Source organism: Paraburkholderia sp. CNPSo 3076 (genome assembly GCF_026343935.1).
GTDB classification, from domain to species: domain Bacteria; phylum Pseudomonadota; class Gammaproteobacteria; order Burkholderiales; family Burkholderiaceae; genus Paraburkholderia; species Paraburkholderia nodosa.
In genome coordinates this window covers 157,418-175,205 of record NZ_JAPMAL010000004.1, presented here as the reverse complement: position 1 = coordinate 175,205, position 17,788 = coordinate 157,418, and the positions used below count along the sequence as shown (strand labels likewise).

General features: G+C 65.3%; 13 protein-coding genes. 6 read left to right on the top strand and 7 right to left on the bottom strand.

The features are described from left to right. Positions 1-33: 33 nt before the first annotated feature. Positions 34-729, top strand: coding sequence for a response regulator (locus M3A49_RS06615; protein WP_028204625.1), 696 nt, complete (start codon positions 34-36; stop codon positions 727-729). Here the strand turns inward: M3A49_RS06615 and M3A49_RS06610 are convergent. Next, positions 726-2,738 carry a hybrid sensor histidine kinase/response regulator gene (locus M3A49_RS06610; protein WP_266227978.1) on the bottom strand — a complete coding sequence of 671 codons (2,013 nt, stop codon included), beginning with the start codon at positions 2,736-2,738 and terminating at the stop codon, positions 726-728. The genes M3A49_RS06615 and M3A49_RS06610 overlap by 4 nt on opposite strands. A 578-nt stretch (positions 2,739-3,316) precedes the next feature. Here M3A49_RS06610 and M3A49_RS06605 point away from each other — a divergent pair. The 5 genes from M3A49_RS06605 (at position 3,317) to M3A49_RS06585 (ending at position 7,339) form a co-directional block, all read left to right on the top strand. Continuing rightward, positions 3,317-4,114 carry an acetoacetate decarboxylase gene (locus tag M3A49_RS06605; protein ID WP_266227977.1) on the top strand — a complete coding sequence of 266 codons (798 nt, stop codon included), beginning with the start codon at positions 3,317-3,319 and terminating at the stop codon, positions 4,112-4,114. 34 nt (positions 4,115-4,148) lie between these two features. After that, positions 4,149-4,931 carry a 3-hydroxybutyrate dehydrogenase gene (locus M3A49_RS06600; RefSeq protein WP_266227976.1) on the top strand — a complete coding sequence of 261 codons (783 nt, stop codon included), beginning with the start codon at positions 4,149-4,151 and terminating at the stop codon, positions 4,929-4,931. Positions 4,932-4,953: 22 nt separating this feature from the next. Next, entirely contained in the window at positions 4,954-6,216 is a 1,263-nt protein-coding gene (locus M3A49_RS06595; protein ID WP_254354574.1) for a DUF3734 domain-containing protein, read from the top strand. Positions 6,217-6,381: 165 nt separating this feature from the next. Further along, positions 6,382-6,882: a hypothetical protein gene (locus M3A49_RS06590; protein WP_266227974.1), complete on the top strand. Its 501-nt coding sequence runs from the start codon at positions 6,382-6,384 to the stop codon at positions 6,880-6,882. Positions 6,883-6,961: 79 nt separating this feature from the next. Beyond that, complete coding sequence (locus tag M3A49_RS06585) at positions 6,962-7,339, top strand: hypothetical protein (protein WP_266227973.1); 378 nt, start codon at positions 6,962-6,964, stop codon at positions 7,337-7,339. 41 nt (positions 7,340-7,380) lie between these two features. Here the strand turns inward: M3A49_RS06585 and M3A49_RS06580 are convergent, their stop codons facing one another. The 6 genes from M3A49_RS06580 to bcsB are packed head-to-tail and all read right to left on the bottom strand — an operon-like array spanning position 7,381 to position 17,784. Continuing rightward, positions 7,381-8,547 carry an alginate O-acetyltransferase AlgX-related protein gene (locus M3A49_RS06580; RefSeq protein WP_266227971.1) on the bottom strand — a complete coding sequence of 389 codons (1,167 nt, stop codon included), beginning with the start codon at positions 8,545-8,547 and terminating at the stop codon, positions 7,381-7,383. 4 nt (positions 8,548-8,551) lie between these two features. Continuing rightward, a complete protein-coding gene (locus M3A49_RS06575) occupies positions 8,552-9,961 on the bottom strand; it encodes an MBOAT family O-acyltransferase (RefSeq protein WP_266227970.1) in 1,410 nt (469 codons plus the stop codon). A 4-nt stretch (positions 9,962-9,965) separates the two neighbouring features. Then, on the bottom strand, positions 9,966-10,706 hold the full coding sequence (locus M3A49_RS06570; RefSeq protein WP_266227969.1) for a cell division protein FtsQ: 741 nt from the start codon (positions 10,704-10,706) through the stop codon (positions 9,966-9,968). A gap of 40 nt (positions 10,707-10,746) precedes the next feature. Further along, on the bottom strand, positions 10,747-11,397 hold the full coding sequence (locus M3A49_RS06565) for an SGNH/GDSL hydrolase family protein (protein WP_266227968.1): 651 nt from the start codon (positions 11,395-11,397) through the stop codon (positions 10,747-10,749). Positions 11,398-11,441: 44 nt separating this feature from the next. After that, entirely contained in the window at positions 11,442-15,440 is a 3,999-nt protein-coding gene (locus tag M3A49_RS06560; protein ID WP_266227967.1) for a cellulose biosynthesis protein BcsC, read from the bottom strand. 13 nt (positions 15,441-15,453) lie between these two features. Continuing rightward, positions 15,454-17,784, bottom strand: coding sequence for a cellulose biosynthesis cyclic di-GMP-binding regulatory protein BcsB (bcsB, locus tag M3A49_RS06555; RefSeq protein ID WP_266227966.1), 2,331 nt, complete (start codon positions 17,782-17,784; stop codon positions 15,454-15,456). Positions 17,785-17,788 lie beyond the last annotated feature (4 nt).

Below are 17,788 nucleotides of genomic sequence, written 5' to 3'. Positions count from 1 at the left end.
CGGGTACAGTGATCCCGACTAGAGAGGCGCCCGATGGACAACCTGTATTTCCGCCACGTACTGCTCGTCGAAGACGAGGGCTTGACGCGTATCGCCATGAAGAGCCTGATCCTGACCTCGGAACCGACGCTCGACATCGATGAGGCCGGCTCGTACGACGCGGCTGTCGAGCGACTGCAGAACAAGGCCTACGACCTGGTCTTTCTCGACTACCAGATCGGGGACAATCACACCGGGCTTGATTTGCTGCGCTGGCTGCAGGAGAACGAGCGCGCGGCGCATGTGGTCATGCTGTCCGCACAGGACGACCGCGAGACCGTGCTGGACTGCATCAAGAATGGCGCCGGCGGCTTCATCTCGAAGGCCAGCGAGGAAGGCGGCGCGGTGTTCCGGGAAGCCCTCCAGACGATCCTGAATGGTCGGGTCTACCTGCCCAACAGCGTACTCGGCAAGGGTGGCCATACCCCGCAGTCCCCGGGCCCGAGCAAGGCCATTCCGATCGACTCGCTGAACCTGCCGCCGCGCCTCGCGCAAACCCTGGGTTTTCTCCTGCAGGGCATGTCGAACAAGGCCATCGCGCGAAAGATGAATATCTCGGAGAACACCGCGAAGGAGTACATCAGCGATCTGCTGAGCCGCTTTAACGTATCGCGGCGCACGTTCCTGATCGTCGAAATGGCGCGCCGCGGCATCGAGATTCCCACCGTTGCGCACGCCCCCGCGGTCTAGGTCGCCCGGGCCGATGCCTCTGTCAATTCAAGCATGCGCGCAATCAGCAGGTCGGGAGCCAACGGCTTGCTGAGCACGCAGCGCTCCGGCAACACACCCTGCGTGCTTGCCACGGCTTCCCCCGTCACCACGAGACACGGCACGGGCCGCGCAACGTGCTCGCCCAGGAGGCGGATGACGTCGTGTGCGGTCGAATTCTCCGGCAACCGGTAGTCGCTGATCACCAGGTCCGGCACGCGCTCGATCGTCCGCAAAAGTTCGTCGAGTTCGGCTGCGGAGCGAACCGAATCGGACAGCACTCCCCAGCGTGCAAACAACGCCTCCATCGAGGCGCGCACCAGGCTGTCGTCCTCGACCAGCAACACATAGAGACCGCGCAGCGACGACGGTGACGGCGACGCCGCCGCATCGGTGGGCGATATCGCGGCATCCCCGTGCGCGAATTGATCCGCCACCGGCATGCGCACCGAGAAGCGCGACCCGTGACCCTCGATCGACTTGAGTTCGAGACGATGTCCCTCGAGCAGGGACACCACCGCATTCACGATCGACAAACCGAGTCCGAGCCCTTTCTCGCGGTCCCGCTCCGGGTTGCCGAGCTGGACGAACGGCTGGAAGATCGCGTCCCAATGCTCCGACGCGATGCCGATGCCGTTATCGAGCACGTCGAGCCGCACATAATTAGGCATACGTACCAAACCCACGAGCACCGTGGAGCGACCCGCTTTCGACGGGTCCGAATACTTGATGCCGTTCGCAATGAGGTTACTCAGCACGCGGGGAATCCAGTCGGCGTCGGTGCGTACCCATGCGGGTTTTTGCAGCGCCTTCGCATAGCGCAGCACAACGCCGCGGCTCGCAGCGAACGACGCGAGCTGCTCGACCGTCTCCTCGGTCACGCGGCTCAGGTCGACGCTCGTATAGGTCGGGTTGACATGCCCCGATTCGAGCTTCGACAGGTCGAGCACCGCGTTGAAAAGACGCGCCGTCAATACCGACGCCTTGCGCGCTTCGCCGATCAGCTTGCCCGACGCTTCGATGTCGCGCGCTTCCAGCGCTTCGTCCGCCGCCGCAAGAAACAGGTTCAGCGCATGCATGGGCTGGCGCAGGTCGTGCGCGGCTGCGGCCAGAAAGCGCGATTTCGCCCGGCTCGCCTGCTCTGCGGCTTCGCGCTGCTGCTCGCGCAACGCAATCAGAGCTTCCGATTTGGTCTGCTGGTCGCGCCGTGCGCGCTCGAGATCATGGTGCTTTTGCGCAAGCTCTGCGTTGGCGCTTTGCAGCGCGGCGTTGCTCTGGGCAAGAGCCTGGACGGCAACATACCGGTCGCGCACATGCCGCTCGGCATTCACGTTGACGCTGTGTCCCAGCACGGCGACGTTCAACAGATAGAACATGCCCGCGGCGAAGTTGTCCGGCTCGACGGCCTGAGTGACCAGCTGTGCCATCACGATCACGGCGATCACGCACGCGGCCAGCATGAGCGTCGCCTTGGCCCGCAGGCGCAGAAAGCCAAACAGATAAAAGAGAATTAAATAAAAGCCGACAAAAAAATGGGTGAAATTGAATGGACGCGGGGCAAGGACCGTTTGCATCAACAGGCAAAAGCACATGAACGCCAGGCCCGACAGCAAGATCCAGTGTGCAACCTTGTCCCGATGAAATTCGAGCCTGAAGGCCAGCACAATGCCGACGGTCGCGCCAAGCGCACCGGCGCACCGGAACGCGAACACCACTGGGAAGTACGGCCGGAACACCGGACTGGTCTGCGCAAGGCTGATTTCCCAGAAGCCGAAACACACCCAGATCAGGGTTCCGAGCACCAGCGCCGCACGGCGAAAGTCGGCGAAGCGCCGGCCATACTCCTCCGTAAATTCCCGTTCGACCTGCGGATCCTCGAAGCGGGCGGGCCAGCAAAGCATATCGACCAGCCATGCGCGAACCGCGCTGGGCGCATGCGAGCGTTTGAGGAATGCCGATTCCGTCGCCGATTGAAATCTGAATATGCTCATCGCATCTCGCCGGTATGCTCGCTGGCTAACGAAGCAGGAAGCACGTCTCGTGCTTAGGCGTGCCAATCCATTCTAGTCGGTCACAGCCTGCCCCGCCCGCTTCCCCGCCGGAAGCGAGGATATCTTACGCCAGGCCATCCATAAGAGATGTCATATAACATGGTGTTCGGCGCGCGCCGATCCGGTATCGCGGCGGCTCTTTCCAGGCAACCTGCATACTTCGCATTCCTGCTTAATTTAGACGAAGTACACCTATGCCGGATCGAGACGTTCCTTCCCTTTGCGAAGTGGCCGGCCTCCTCTGCCAATCCACGCATTAATCTATTTCCCGTTTTGATCAGCATTCGTCATATGTTTCTGGCGCAACGAACGTAATGTCATGATTAAGCTGCAAAAATTGCCATACGCGGGGTTGTGACAATCACACGAAAATGACGCTGGGATGGCCAATAAACTTTCAATTTCCTTTTTATTTAACGAAATTGGAACGGTGTTTTATCGTCATAAATGCGATCGTGTCATGTTTTCCCTCTAATATCTGTTGCGACGTTTTCATGCAGCCTAGCCTGGAGAACAATATGGATCTGGCAAGAATCCGTCGCGATGCGTTCGCGATGCCCATGCACAACCCCGCGTATCCGCGGCCGCCGTTTCGCTTCGTCAATCGCGAATATTTCATCATCACGTACGAGACCGATCCCGATGCGCTGCGCGCCATCGTGCCGGAGCCGCTAAAGCCGGAAAATAATCTCGTGCATTACGAATTCATCCGCATGCCCGACTCGTCGGGTTTTGGCGACTACACCGAAAGCGGACAGGTGATTTCCGTACGCGATCCGCAAGGCCGCCTCGCAAATTACACGCATTCGATGTATCTCGACGACGAAGGCCCGATTGCCGGCGGCCGTGAAATCTGGGGCTTCCCGAAGAAGCTCGCGCGCCCCGTGCTCGCAGTCGATGGCAACGACACGCTGCTCGGCACGCTCGATTACGGCACGCAGCGCATCGCGACCGGCACAATGGGCTACAAGCATCACGTGCTCAACAGCGAAGACGAGCGCCGCAAGCTCGCCGACACGCCCAACTACCTTCTCAAGATCATTCCGCATGTGGACGGCACGGCGCGCATCTGCGAGCTCGTGCGCTTCTATCTGCGCGACGTGACGGTGCGAGGCGCATGGAGCGGCCCGGCCGCGATCGAGCTGCATCCGCATGCGCTCGCGCCCGTCGCCGATCTGCCGGTGCGCCGCGTGGTGGGCGCACGTCACGTCATTGCGGACCTCACGCTCGATATCGGCGAGGTCGCCTTCGACTATCTCGCCGCGGCATCGAGCCACGACGCGGCCCTGGGCGAACCCGAAGCCGAGCTCGCCTGATCTGTTTATCAATCGCTTTTAGTAAGGAATACACATGTCTTTGAAAGATAAGGTTGCCGTCATCACGGGCGCCGCCAGCGGCATTGGCGAACATTGCGCGCGCACGTTCGCGAGCCAGGGTGCGGCGGTCGTGATCGCCGACCTCAATCTCGCGAACGCCGGGAAGGTGGCGGACAGCATCTTAGCCGCGGGCGGCAAGGCCCTCGCCGTGGCGATGGATGTCACCAACGAGGAAGCCGTGAATGCCGGGATCGACGAAGCGGCGAAAGCGTTCGGCGGGATCGACGTGCTCGTGTCGAACGCGGGCATCCAGATCATCAGCCCGGTGGACGAGTTCCCGTTCGCCGACTGGAAGAAGATGCTCGCGATCCATCTCGACGGCGCGTTTCTCACCACCAAGGCCGCGCTCAAGCATATGTACGGCAGCGGCAAGGGCGGCTCGATCGTCTACATGGGATCGGTCCACTCGCACGAGGCGTCGAAGCTCAAGGCGGCTTATGTCACGGCGAAGCACGGTCTGCTCGGCCTGGCCCGCGTCGTGGCGAAGGAAGGCGGACCGCGCGGTGTGCGCGCCAACGTCGTGTGCCCGGGTTTCGTGCGTACGCCGCTCGTCGACAAGCAGATCCCCGAGCAGGCCAAGGCGCTCGGCATTTCCGAAGCCGACGTCGTCAAGAACGTGATGCTTAAGGACACCGTGGACGGCGAGTTCACCTCGCTCGACGACGTGGCTAACACGGTCGCGTTCCTCGCGGGCTTCGGGTCGCAGGCGTTGACGGGCCAGTCGGTGCTCGTCACGCACGGCTGGTCGATGCACTAAGCAACCAACGAACGGAGAACGTATGCGCAGCAGCAATCTAACCGCCCGCACGGAGCGCAAGCCCTTTGAGCTGCCGCGCTACGATGAAATCGCCCTTGTTTTGCAGGGCGGCGGCGCGCTCGGGTCTTATCAGGCCGGCGTGTTCGAAGGGCTCGCGCAGGCCGGGGTCGAACCGCATCGCATTGCGGGCGTGTCGATCGGCGCGCTCAACACGGCGATTATTGCGGGCAACGAGCCCGCGCGGCGCGTCGAAGCGCTGCGTGGTTTCTGGGAGTCGATCTGCCATCCACTCGACTGGTTCGGGAACCTCGGCGCGCTCGCCATGCCGCTGTTCAGCCATCAGGAATTGTCGCGCCGTTGGGCCAGCATGTGGGCCGCGGGTCGCGCACTCACCGAAGGCCAGCCGGGGTTTTTCGCCCCGCGCCGCCCGCTGCCGGTCGCGGGCTGGCAGAAGGCGATGCCGAGTGCGGTGAGCTACTACGACACCGCCGCGCTGAAGTCGACGCTGCAACGTTTCGCCGATTTCGACCGTATCAACGACGGCCCGATCCGGGTGTCGGTGGGTGCCGTGAACGTGCGCAGCGGCAATCTCGTCTATTTCGACAACGCCAAAATGCGGCTCGAGCCCGAGCACTTCATGGCATCGGGCGCGCTGCCGCCTGGTTTTCCGGCCGTGGAAATCGAAGGCGAGTACTACTGGGACGGCGGCCTCGTGTCGAACACACCGCTCACGGAGGTGCTGCGTGACGCGGACCACAAGGACACGCTCGTTTTCCAGGTCGATCTATGGAGCGCGAGCGGCAACGTGCCCGCCGATTTCCTGGACGTGGCCGAGCGCGCCAAGGACATTCAATATTCGAGCCGCACGCGCGCCATCACCAACATGCTTGCCGATCGGCAAAAGCACGCGCGCTTTATCAAGGAACTCCTCGAGCACGTGCCCGCCGAGGCGCGCCGCAGCGATCCCCTCTTCGGGCTCGCCGAGAAGGTGGCCGATGGTTCGTCGATCAATGTGGTCCATCTGATCTACAAGAACAAGCCTTACGAAGGGCATTACAAGGACTACGAATTCAGCGCCGACACCATGCAAGAGCACTGGTCGAGCGGCGTCGAAGACATTCGCGCGTCGTTTGCGCAACCGGACTGGTTCGCGATCCCGAGCCGCGAGCAAGGCTTCGTCACGCACGACATCCATCGGCGCGCGGGAGAAGTGCCCGAATCGGATCGCGCCGAGCTGAGCGCCGGCGCATCCGGACAGGTGGATCTGACCCGCAAGGTCGCGTAGGGGTAGAAATGTTAGTGGAGATATCAACCTCCTACGATTGACGAGAGGCCGCTCTGCCCAAAAGGTGGAGTGGAGCCTCGATGTGCGCCGCCAGGTCGCAGACATCAAGCCGCTGAAATCCTATCCTTGCAGTTGTCCGAGTACCAATTGCACAGGAGCCGCAGCGTGGAAAACATCAAGCCCCTCCGCCCCGGATCGAAGGCGATACCGTCTTTCCACCTCGCACACGTTCGCTCCCTGATTAGGTGTCCCGGCACGGGTGGCAACGCAATCGATCCGGCTCCGAATAACACGGCGCCCACCTGCGAGGCGCGCGTCGCCGGTCAAGTGACCGTTCTCCTGCCCAGTGGAAACGTGAGTCGCGCCCTTGCCTTCCAGTCCCCGGCTTGCGACGAAGTCCCTTCGCACCGCCTCGCACACGGCGTCCTGGATGGGACCACCTACTGGTTTCGCTGTTCCGACGCTCCGGACGTGCGTGGCGATTCGCCCTGTTTCCGGGCGTACTTCGCGCGCGAGGGCGCGTGGTTCTTCTTCTACACCCAGGACTGCGCGCTGCCGTTCGGCTCGGAGGTCAGCTTCTCCGAAGGCAGCCATCGGGCCGATATGGAGCGTTGCGAGTGCGGCTTGAGGCGACGACATAGGCGCGCGCTTGAGGGTTTTCCTTGACGCCGGGCCCGGCAACATCGCCAATGGTTGACCGACGGCGGACGTGCTAGGCTCCCTTCAAACAACTCCGGAGACTGCGATGCCGTTCATCTGCGAAAACGTTGAATGTCGTGCCGTGCTGGCTCGCGGGCAGGTCAGATCCAGTCAGGAGGACGAGGGTTGGTGTTTCTACTGCCCGGACTGCAACGCCCGCAACGAGTTGAAGGATGTCGGCATGCCTGATGGTCCTGCCCAGCTGGTTCAGCCAGAAAGACCCAGCCCTCCGCACAGGATCATCGCGACGGCTCACCCCCTGGAGGACGGCAGGTACGCAGCGCAATTACGCGTGCAGAGGGCGCTCGCGATAAAAGGCACATACGCGGTCGAGGAGCGCTGGGAGGAACTCGGCGTGTTCATCAACGCGCAAGAGGCCGTAGCGCATGCGAATTCTTTCGCAGCCGAGCTGCTGAAGGCCTGACCGCAGGCGGCCCGCTGCATCGATTACCCGGACCGGAAGCCTCAACGCGAAGCCATCGTGCCGACCGGACGGGATTTCGCTACGACAACGTCGTCTTCCGCTTCGAGCGGCGCCTGCAAATCCCGTTCGTCGAGTTCCCAAACCACGAGTTTGGGCGGCGTCTGGGCATACGCGGCGCTCGCGAAATACGCGCGCGCCGCGCCGCCGAACTTGCCGCCTTCGCGCGCGAAATTCCCCACGCCCTGGCCTAATGCCAACGCCAGTTGCGGCACGAAATCGGACGTCGTCGAATACGAGGTGCCGATGACCGCGATACCCGGCAGATCGGCATCGCCGAACAGGTCGTCCGCCGACGCAGCCGCCTGGGCCACATGAAGGTAGGCCCGGCCAGTCACGATCTCCGCTCGCGGCTGCCAGGACACCGGCAACGCATCGAGCCCCGCCAGCCGCACGAGGTCGCCCGGCCGCCGGGCGGCCAGCTTGTCGGCAACGCGGTAGCCGGGCTGGCTCGACACGCTCGAACCCGGCGGTTCGTCCATCGCCCGAATGCGCTGCGCCACCGCGCGCGCCGCGGCGCCCGCGCCGTCCTGGGTCCAGTGCGTGTCGGTCCGGAAAAATGCATCGCGCGGCACGCCGCGCAGCGCCGGGCCCAGGTCCACCACGGGCACGCCAACGGCTGCGAGACGCGCTGTCCAGTCGCTCAGGCGCGCACTCAGCGATACCGGCCGATACAGGCCGCACAGATGTTGCGGTTCGATGCGCGACTTGTCGGGCACCACGGCGACGAGCAACGCAATGCCGCGACGCGCCAGTTCGCGCTGCACGGCGGCGACCGTTTCGGCGCGCGCCGCGAGATGGCGGTCGCCGTCGGCATACACATTCAGTTCGTCGCGCAGGAACAGCCAGCCGGGACAGCCTTGCCGCACGCGCGGGCCCAGATCGCCCAGCGTCAGCCAGCCCAGCGCGCGCTGCATGCGCGCGGCGTCGGCGGCGATCGGCGTATCGGCCATGCGGCTGGCGAGTTCCTTCGACACCGTGCCGTCCAGCATGCCCGCACGCGTGACGGCGTGAGGCAACAGCGCTGCCGTCGTCGACGCGAACCGGATATTGAAGAACAGGCCCGCGAACAGGAAGCCCATCAGCATGACGGCAACGACCTTGCCGGCGCGCGTAGCGGGTAGTAGCGGTAGCGGCTTGGGATCTTCCATGGCGTCAGAACTGGAAGTAAAGGAAAGGCACCGCGCCGCGCGCGACGATCAACCCGAACGACAGCAGAAAGCCCGCGAGCGGCCACACGGCCTGCCACAACCGGCCTGGAGCCGTATCCGCGAGGCGCTCCCAGCGCGATTGCCAGACCGGCAGCAGCACACAGACGATGCCCAGCGCGGCGGCCAGCCCATGCACGGGCCGCAGCAGCACGATCGTGGCGTCGCTGAAGCCGATTCCGTTCAAGCCGAACTGGCCACGGTACATGGCGAGCGCCGCATGAAAACCCACCGCGCGGAACAGCGTCCACGCGAGCATGACGAACACGAGCGTCAGCACGTGCGACAACCAGAGCGGCACAACGGGCATGCCGGCGCGCCGCCAGAGCCGCGCCACCGTCAGTGCCACACCGTGAGCGATACCCCACAGCAGGAAGTTCCAGCTATCGCCGCCGTGCCACAGGCCCGCGAGGGCCATGGTCAGCAGCAGGTTCCGGCAGGTCTGCCACTCGCCATCGCGGTTGCCGCCTAGCGGGATGTACAGGTAATCGCGAATCCAGCTCGACAGCGACAAGTGCCAGCGACGCCAGAAGTCCTGAATGCTGCTGGCGAGGTACGGATGATTGAAGTTCTCGGGGAAGCGAAAGCCCAGCATCTGCCCCAGCCCGATGGCCATGGCGCTATAGCCCGCGAAATCGAAGAACAGCTGCAGCGTGTAGAAGCCGCAACCGAGCCACGCGTCCGCCAGCGTGGGGGCATGCATGGCGAAGACCGCGTCGACGATGGGCGACAGCGTGTCGGCCACGAGCACCTTCATGCTCATGCCCACCATGAGCCGCCGCGCGCCCGCTGCAAAAGCGTCCCAGTCGACCGTGCGCGACACCAGCTCGCGCTTGACCCACGCGTAGCGAATGATCGGCCCGGCGATCAGGTGTACGAACATTCCCTGATAGGCCCCATAGCGGATCACACTGCGGTCGGCCGGGACCGTGCCGCGCTGCACGTCGATCAGGTACGAGATCGATTGCAGGACGATGAAGGACAGTCCGATAGGCAACACGACGTGTTGCCAGGGAATCGGCCCCGCATGGCCTGCCGCCAGCACATTGTCGAGACTATCGACCACGATGTTGGCGTACTTGTACCAGCATAGGATCGCAACGTTCACAGCGATGAAGACCGCGAGCCATCCGCCGCGTGCACGGGGGCTCGGCGCGCGGTCGATGACCACGCCGCCGAACCAGCCGCAGAGCGTCAGCGCGATGAACAGCAACAGAAAGACCGGGCTCCACCAGGCATAGAAGAACCAGCTGCAAAAGAGCAGCACGCCGTTGCGCCAGCGCGCGGGCGACATGACATAGATCGCGAGGAAGGCCGGCAGAAACAGCGTCAGGAATTCGAGGGACGCGAAAACCATGCGATCAGCGGCTCACCGCGTCGTTCGCGAAGAAGATGCGCGACTGTGCACCGGCCGGCACGAGGAACACCGTATAACGCTGTCCCGCGACGAGCGTGCCCAGATTCAGCGGCTGCCCCACCGGCTGACCGCCGCAGGCGAGCTGCACCGACAGCGCGACCGGGTTGACCTGCCGGCGCTTGCTCTGGCCCGCGGCCACGCCGTCGAGCAGCACGATGTCGCGGCCCGGCACTTTCAGCGTGGGCGTCGCGCAGTGCGCATCGAGGTTGTAAAAGCCCACCGAGGCTTTGAGCGCGTTGAAGTCGTCCGGTTTTTCGCGGATCGTCACGACCTGCGAACGCGCGCCCTTCTCCACCCCGTCGAGCGCGACGATGCTGACGAACTCGCCGGGCTTAACGGTCGCGCTTACGTCCTGGTGCGCCCCGCCCGCCGTCAGCGTGCCGGCTACGGGTTTGCCCGCGGCGATCGGAAAGAAGCGGCTGGCCGGGTTCTCGGCATCGAGCGTCAGGCGTGCTTTCGAACCTGCCGAGGTCACATCCACGGGATGCGATCCGCCATCGACGAAACGCACGAACGACGAATCCTCCGCGGGACCGGTCGGGTACAGCGGGATATCGGCGGCCATGGCCGGTTCAATGGCGAACGGTACGGCCAGTTGGACGGCCAGTTGCGCGGACAGCGCGAAGCCGGACAGCGCGAGGCCGCGAACAACGAAGCGCAACGGCTGGGAAAGGACGTTTTTCATTGTTTTTCTCCAACTCTCGATGTGACGAAGCGGCGGCGTCTTACTTGTGCTGGACGACCGGCAGCTTGACCAGCGCCTTCATGATGTCGGCGCCCCAGTACTTGTAGCCGGTCGTCGTCAAATGCTGACCGTCGACCGTCGCCCATTCGCCCGGCTTCGAAAACGTGAGCGAGTCGATGTACTGGCACGGCGCGACATTGGTGGCGAGGAACGACGAGAGCTGCTTCACGCGCGCAAAGGTCTTCTGGTACTTGCCGCCCTCCGAGCCCCACGCCGGCCCGACCCAGACGCACGCCGTCTTGCTGGCGGCCAGGTCTTGCGTGAGCGCCGTGACCTGCTGCCACGCCCAGCTCTTGGGAAAATCGTCCTTGCCGTATCCGCCGAACGTGTCCCCTTCGACGATGATGACGAGGTTGGCCTTGTTCGCCGCGACCAGTTGATCGATAGGCTGCGTCTTCGCGCTGTGATCGACGACGAGCGGTGCCTTGCCGTTGCGCGTGGCGCCGCCGCAGGTGCCCGGGACCGACTTCACCCAGTCGCCCGGCACGCTGCCGCACACCCCGTAGGTATGCACCTGCGCGCCGGCGGCGATCAACTGGTCCTGCAATGTGTCGATGAGATAACCCGGCTCGCTCAGATGGCTGTCGCCAATCATGAGAATACTGAGACCTGCAAGTACGGAAGCAAGCATGAACTTAAGACTCCTGAAAAACGATCGATCTCCGACCGACCGGGCTACTGATCGTTGTAGTGCGACTGGTAAGGCATGACCGGCATATCCAGCGACTTCGTCTGCGGTGCGAAGCTGAAGCGCAGATACAGGCCAGCCACCCACTGGCGGTAGCTGGACGAGTTGTTGGCGCCCACCGACGCGCCGCCCGTGAGGTGATTGCTGAAGCGGTATTCGGCCGCGGCCAGCAGGTTGTAGCCGATGCCGGTCTTCGACTGCGCGGGATGGACCGCGCCGTCGCTCAAGCCAAGCGACGATGCTGCTGTGACGGCGGCCGCCTGCAGCGTGCTGTCGGTCGGGAAGTACGCCCCGCCGGCCTCGTGGTAGTACTGCAGACCTGCCGACCCTTGCAGCTTGTAGGTCCAGCGATCCGAGCGCTGCGCCCACGTGATGGGCACGGTGAACGCATAGAAGCGCTGCGGACTGAAGTAGCCGCCGTTGCCGTAAGTGAAGTTGTTTTGGTCGTGGCGGTAGAACTCGCCGCTCAGATTCATGCCGATGGTCAGCATGTTGCTGGCGCTGCGAAGCAGGTACCAGTACGTGCCCGCGCCGACTTCGGCGCCTTCGTTGGACTGGACGCTATAGCCGTCCAGGTACTTCACGGAACCGTAGCCGTAGAAGCCGAAATCCTGGTTGTCGAGGCCGATCGCGCCATGCAGCCCCGTGGCGGTCACGCCGCCCCAGCGCAAGCCCGAGCGCGCGTCGGTCGAACCGGCGAACGACGTGATGCTGTCGGTCACGGCGCGGCGCGACACGCCCGCGTTGAACCAGCTGCCCGCCTTCGCATCGATGGCGCTCTTGAACGACGCGCCGCCGACGACATTGGTGTACTGGAAACCCAAAGGCGTCGTGCCGATGTCGAACGCCCACTTGCGCGTCTCGTAACCCACGCCGAGACCCACGCCATGGGCGCTCTGCGCACCGGGCGCGGCGACCGTGCCGTCTTTCTGCGCCTGCGCGGCGACCGGGCCGCCGCCGAACTGGCTGCTGCTGTAGACATCGGTGCCGAGCGTGCCGCCCTCGAGTTCCACCGGCGTCACGCGCAGCGACAGCTTGCCGTTGCCGACCGGCAGCAAGGCTTCGAGCGGCTGCTGCACATCCGTCAATTGCGAGGTCCCGCCGGCGCTGTTGTTCGACGAGACGAACAGGCCACCGCGAATTTCCGCTGAGCGCTCCGAGCGGATATCGTCGAGTTCGTTGCGCATGTCGTCGAGCGAGATGGCGCCCTCCTGAGGCGCGCTCGTGGCCACCGCGTCCTGCGGCGCCTGCTCGCCGATCGGCGTGCCGGCCACGGAAGGCAACGCAGACGCACGCGCCGCCTTCGACGTCGTTGCAGGCGCGAGACCGGAAGCCGTTCCGGCGTCGTTCACGAGCGCGCCATCAGTGGCAGCGCCTGCTGTGCCCTGCGCGGCAAACGCATTGGCAGCCGGCTGGCGCTTCTCGCGAGCCGCACGGCGGCGGCGATCGTCGTCGTGCACGAAGGGATTGCCCGCCACGTGGACGCCTTGCGCCTGCACGCCGAGCCGCTTTTCCTTGGCGGCGATGGCCGTCACCAGCAGCGACTGCGCCTCGCGGGTCTTGCCCTGCATGACGTAGATGCGCGCGGCGCCCGCCAGCACGTCCGGATCGTTCGGCGCCTTCGCAACGGCCTGTTTCAAGGCGGCGTCCGCCACGCCGCCCTCGCCGGCCTGCACCGCCGTCATCGCCACGCCCAGCTCCAGACCGGGGTTGTCGGGATCGTTCGCGAGCGCCTTCCGATAAAGCGACAGTGCCTTGTTGTATTGGCCGTCGGCCGCATACATGCGCGCCAGCGCGGCGTTGGCCAGGCTGTCGTTGGGCCGCTTCGCGAGAATCGGCGCGAGCGTGTCGTAGGCCTGCGCAAGGTCGCCTTGCTGGCGTTGCTGCTCGGCCAGGCGCACGGCGTAGAGGTAGTTCAGATCGTCCAGTTGCCGGCGCTGGTCTGCGGTCAGCGTCTCGCCCTGCAACCCGCGGATCACGTCCTGGGCCTGAACGTTCTGGCCGGTCTTGAGCAGCAGACCCCCATAGGCCAGTTGCACATCGGGACCGCTGCCCTTCAGGCCGCCCGGCATCAGCCCGTGCATCAAGGCCATCGCGCGCGGCAGATTGCCCGCGTCGACATAGGCCTGGGCCAGTGCGCTCACCCGCGCCGGGTCCTTGCCCGCCGACGCTTCGAGCCGCGCCAGCATATTGCGCGCGTCGTCCAGATTGCCGTCGCGCGCCAGTTGCGAGGCTTGCGCCGCCACCGCCTGGAAATCGATCTGCTGCGCCGTCGCGACCATGTTCGGCGTTCGCGCGGCGGTGGGAATGCGCGCCATCGTGTCCTGTGCGCGCGTCCAGTCGCCCATCTGCATGGCGAGCAGCGTGCTTGCGTAGAGGGCGTCGGGATTGTCGGGGTTCGAAGCGAGCAGGCCGTCCACGAGTTCCCGCGCCTCGTCGGCATGGCCCTGCCTCAGTTCGTAGCGCGCCAGTTCCAGACGGATCCACGGATTGTCGGGATCGCGGCGCTGCGCGTCTTCGAGGATCCGTTGCGCGGCATCCAGATCGCCGCGCTGCTCGGCGGCGTCGGCGCGGCCCGCGGCGACGGCGGCACGCAAACGGTCGAGGCCGCCGATGCCGGCCTGCTGCTCGGGTGGCATGCCGTCGACCCACTTCTGGGCCTCGTCGGCGCGCCCCGTCGCGGCGAGGATATCGACGAGCCCGCTCACCGCCTCGCGGTTGTTCGGATGTGCCGCCAACACCTCGCGGTAGACCTTTTCGGCGCGGACCAGATCGCCCTGCGCCGCATACAGCCGGGCCGACGCATTGCGGCCGCCCGGCTCCGCGGGGTCCATGCGCAGCGCCTGGTCGAGCTTGCTGCGCGCGGCGGCGTAGTCGCCCACGCTTTGCGCGCCTTCGGCCTGATTCACCAGCAGCCAGAAGCGTGCCGAAGCGAGCGCCTTGTTCCAGTTGGCTCCGGCGCCCGGACGCGCGACGGCGCGCGCGAGCAGCGTCTGCGCCTGCGCCAGATCGCCCTGTTGCATGCGCACCAGACCCAGCCCGCCGAGCGCATCGGTGTCGTTGGGTTTGTCGCGCAGCACATCGGTGAAGGATTGTTCCGCGGTCGTGATGTCGCCCGCCTTGAACGCCGCGAAGCCGCGCGTCAGGCGCGGGTCCATGACCGGCACGGCAGGGGCGCCCGCCGCGCGCGGCGAGAGCATCTGATGGCGGATTTCATCGTCATCGGGATGCAGCTTCAGATAGTCCTCGAACCACGACTTGTTCTTCGGCGTGGGCGTGACCCAGGTCAGCACGGAGCGCCAGGCTTCCGTGGCCGCGCCGCCGATGTCCGGGCGCGCGGCCAGCTTTTCCAGCAACGCGACGCCCGCGGCACGATAGCGTTCGTCGCGCACCTGATGCTGGGCCAGCGCCAACTGGGTATACGGATCGGGCGTCTCGGCGTTCAGGCGCGTCAAGCCCTGAATGGCCGGATCCACGCCGCCGTCCGTATAGCCGAGGAAGGTGTAGTACTCGCGCGCCACGCTGCCCTGCGGGGCCTTGCCACCCAATGCCCTGTCGTATTGCGCGATCGCGGCCGCCAGCGCCTTCGGGTCGTTCTGGTTGACGGCGTCCTGCGCCATCTGGCGCGCCTTGGCGAACGTCGACTTGCCAGGCTCCACGGCAAGACGCAGGTCCTGCTCGAGCAGCGGCACAAAGCGGCTGTCGGGCGCAGCGGCGCGCAGCCTCGCCAGATAGTCTTTGGCGACGGCAAACTGCTTCTTGCCCACCGCGATCGACCCCATGCCATAGAGGCCTTCGGGCTGCTTCGGATCGGTCAGCAGCAGCTTCGACCAGGACTGCGCGGCCAGATCGGGCTTGTCATGCGCCTGCCAATAGCGGCCCTGCTCCAGCAGCATTCTGGAGCTAGCGTCCTGCGCCCACGCGGGGTGGCTGACCGAGGTGAGCAACAAACCCAGAACACAGGCCTGGCTGCGGCTGACTAACATGAAGGTTTCCTGATTATTGTTGCGCGTGCTGCTTTGCGCGCAGCCGCGCCTCGGCTTCGGCATCGCGTCGCGCCTGACGGCGCCGCAAGGCCACGAACCCACCTGCCGCCAGCAGCACGAGCGCGACGACACCGAGCGCCTTCAGCAGCGAGGCCAGCGACACGCCGAACGAAGCCAGCCACCAGTCGAGGCCGCGCCACAGGCCCAGATGCCCGACGTAGTACGTGTGCTCGCCCACGAGCGCATCGACTTCGGTGCCGCGGATCGACACGAGGCTGCCCTGGATGGGCTGCTTGTCGTAGTTCGGCACGCCCAGCAACGCCGCGGCCGCATCCTTGAGACCGTCGGGTTGATTGCTGACCAGCATGACCACGCTGCGGCCCTTTTCCTTCGGCGACTCGAAGCCCGCCAGCACGGCGCTTACGCCCGGCCCCGTCCAGGCGAGCGACAGGCGCCCGGGTGCCGAATCGAGACGCGGATTGGCGTGGAACCACCCACGCACGCGGCCGGGCAGATCCGAGAGCGAGAACTGCGCGCCGTGGTCGTACGCCGCGGGCATGTACGCCGCCCAGTCCTTGAGCCAGGCCTGATCGGCGCCCGAGGCGATCACAAGCAGATCCTTCGCCGCAGGCATGGCGTCGATGCGCTGGCCGCGCAGCACGGTCACGCCGCGCGCCGGATAGCCGGTCGAGTCGCCCATGCGGCCCATCACGGCCAGATACGTGCTGTACTCCTGCGGCCCTGCATTGGCGCCGAGCACGACGTCCGTGTCGGACAGGTCGGCCATGCGCGCGAACGGGAAACCCGCCTGGGCGAACGCGGCCAGGTTCGGCATCGCGATGTAGTGCGGATACCTCGACAAGTCGATCGTCGATTCGGGATCGATCGCGCCGCGCACGTTGTCGATGATGATGTCCCGGCACTCGCCCTGCTTGATGTAGTCGTACATGTAGCGGAACTGCAGCTGCGTGTTCGGCTGCAGAAGCGACTCCAGCGGCACTTCCAGTTTCGCCCGGCGCGGCAGGCTGCTGTCGGGCAGCACTTCGGCGCGCAGCTTGTCGCCGCCTTCCAGGCGCTCGAGCGGCAGCAGCGGAATCGACTTCATGAACTGATCGCTGACGCTGAACAGCAGCGACGAATTGACCATGTAAGGCTGCGGCGTGTAGCGGTAATGCAGGTCGATCGGCACGTTGGACGCGTGCCAGCCGAACAGGTCGGGCGGCACGCGCGTATTGATGCGAATGAGTTCCGGGCTGTAGCCCGACACGCTCAACTGTGTGGTGTCGATCAGCTTACCGAACGATACGGGGCGGTCGGTGCGCAGCCAGCGCGGCGCATCGTAGGGCTTGCGCGGCGCGAGATCGGCGAAATGCGTGATGAGCGCGCTCGAGCCCGCCAGCGTCTGGCTGCCCGTGACCAGCGCGTCGGCCGCCTGCTTGAGTTCCTTGCCGTCGCGGCCCATGACGAGCAGCAGCTTGCCGTTGGGATCGTTCGGGTTGCTGACGATGGCGAGCGTCGGACCTTGCAACGGCGCTCCGGCGAGCGCCGCCTGCTGCGCGCCTTCGACGATGACGACAGCGTTGCCCTGCGCGGGCACGGTGGAGAGCGACACCGGGAAGTCTGCGCCCCGATAGCTGGCCAGCGCGCCGAACCACGACGACACCGCGCCTGCGGCCTCGAGCGCGGCCGTATCGGGATTGCCCGCGAACACGACCGGCAGGTTCAGCCGGCGGATGTCCTGGCCGTCGAAGAACGGCTTGGGCAGGCGCGCCAGATCGTTGGCCTGCGGCAGCGGCTGCGTATCGACGCTCAGCGTGCTTTCGTTGCTGATGTTGGCCCACAGGCTCGAATGCAGCGGGTCCTCGCACTGCGTGGTGTAGTGGCCGATCAGTTGCAGGCGCAACTTGCTGTTCGAGGTGAACAGATACGCCGGCAGTGCGATCGTGCGCTGCAGGCTCGCGCCGGCCGTATCCTTCGGCACCGCGATCGAGGCCGCCACCTGGTCGTTGACCAGCACGTTGATGTGCGAGAGATCGGGCAGCAGCGCCGGCGAATAGGCATAGCGCAGATTCAGGCGCGCACCGCTCACGACCTGATCGTCGCGCACGCCGACCGGCACCGTGTTGCTGCCGTCGACACCGCGCAGGTTGAGCGCGTATTGCGCACCCAATTGCCGCAACGACCAGGTCACGGTCGTTGACGACGCCGCCGTAGCCGCAGCGGGCTGCGCCTGCGCGTTGTTTGCGCCATTGCCGCTAGCCGCGGCCTGGGCGTGCGCCGTCGAGGCGAAGGTGCAGCCGAACAGCAGTGCCGGCAACGCCCGCAATACCGGCTGTACGGTCATGCAA

Coding starts and splice junctions, on each gene's coding strand:
- M3A49_RS06615 (WP_028204625.1), top strand. CDS start 34: ATGGACAACCTGTATTTCCGCCACGTACTGCTCGTCGAAGACGAGGGC.
- M3A49_RS06570 (WP_266227969.1), bottom strand. CDS start 10,706: ATGAAAAACGTCCTTTCCCAGCCGTTGCGCTTCGTTGTTCGCGGCCTC.
- M3A49_RS06560 (WP_266227967.1), bottom strand. CDS start 15,440: ATGTTAGTCAGCCGCAGCCAGGCCTGTGTTCTGGGTTTGTTGCTCACC.
- M3A49_RS06585 (WP_266227973.1), top strand. CDS start 6,962: ATGCCGTTCATCTGCGAAAACGTTGAATGTCGTGCCGTGCTGGCTCGC.
- M3A49_RS06565 (WP_266227968.1), bottom strand. CDS start 11,397: ATGCTTGCTTCCGTACTTGCAGGTCTCAGTATTCTCATGATTGGCGAC.
- M3A49_RS06605 (WP_266227977.1), top strand. CDS start 3,317: ATGGATCTGGCAAGAATCCGTCGCGATGCGTTCGCGATGCCCATGCAC.
- M3A49_RS06600 (WP_266227976.1), top strand. CDS start 4,149: ATGTCTTTGAAAGATAAGGTTGCCGTCATCACGGGCGCCGCCAGCGGC.
- bcsB (WP_266227966.1), bottom strand. CDS start 17,784: ATGACCGTACAGCCGGTATTGCGGGCGTTGCCGGCACTGCTGTTCGGC.
- M3A49_RS06575 (WP_266227970.1), bottom strand. CDS start 9,961: ATGGTTTTCGCGTCCCTCGAATTCCTGACGCTGTTTCTGCCGGCCTTC.
- M3A49_RS06580 (WP_266227971.1), bottom strand. CDS start 8,547: ATGGAAGATCCCAAGCCGCTACCGCTACTACCCGCTACGCGCGCCGGC.
- M3A49_RS06595 (WP_254354574.1), top strand. CDS start 4,954: ATGCGCAGCAGCAATCTAACCGCCCGCACGGAGCGCAAGCCCTTTGAG.
- M3A49_RS06610 (WP_266227978.1), bottom strand. CDS start 2,738: ATGAGCATATTCAGATTTCAATCGGCGACGGAATCGGCATTCCTCAAA.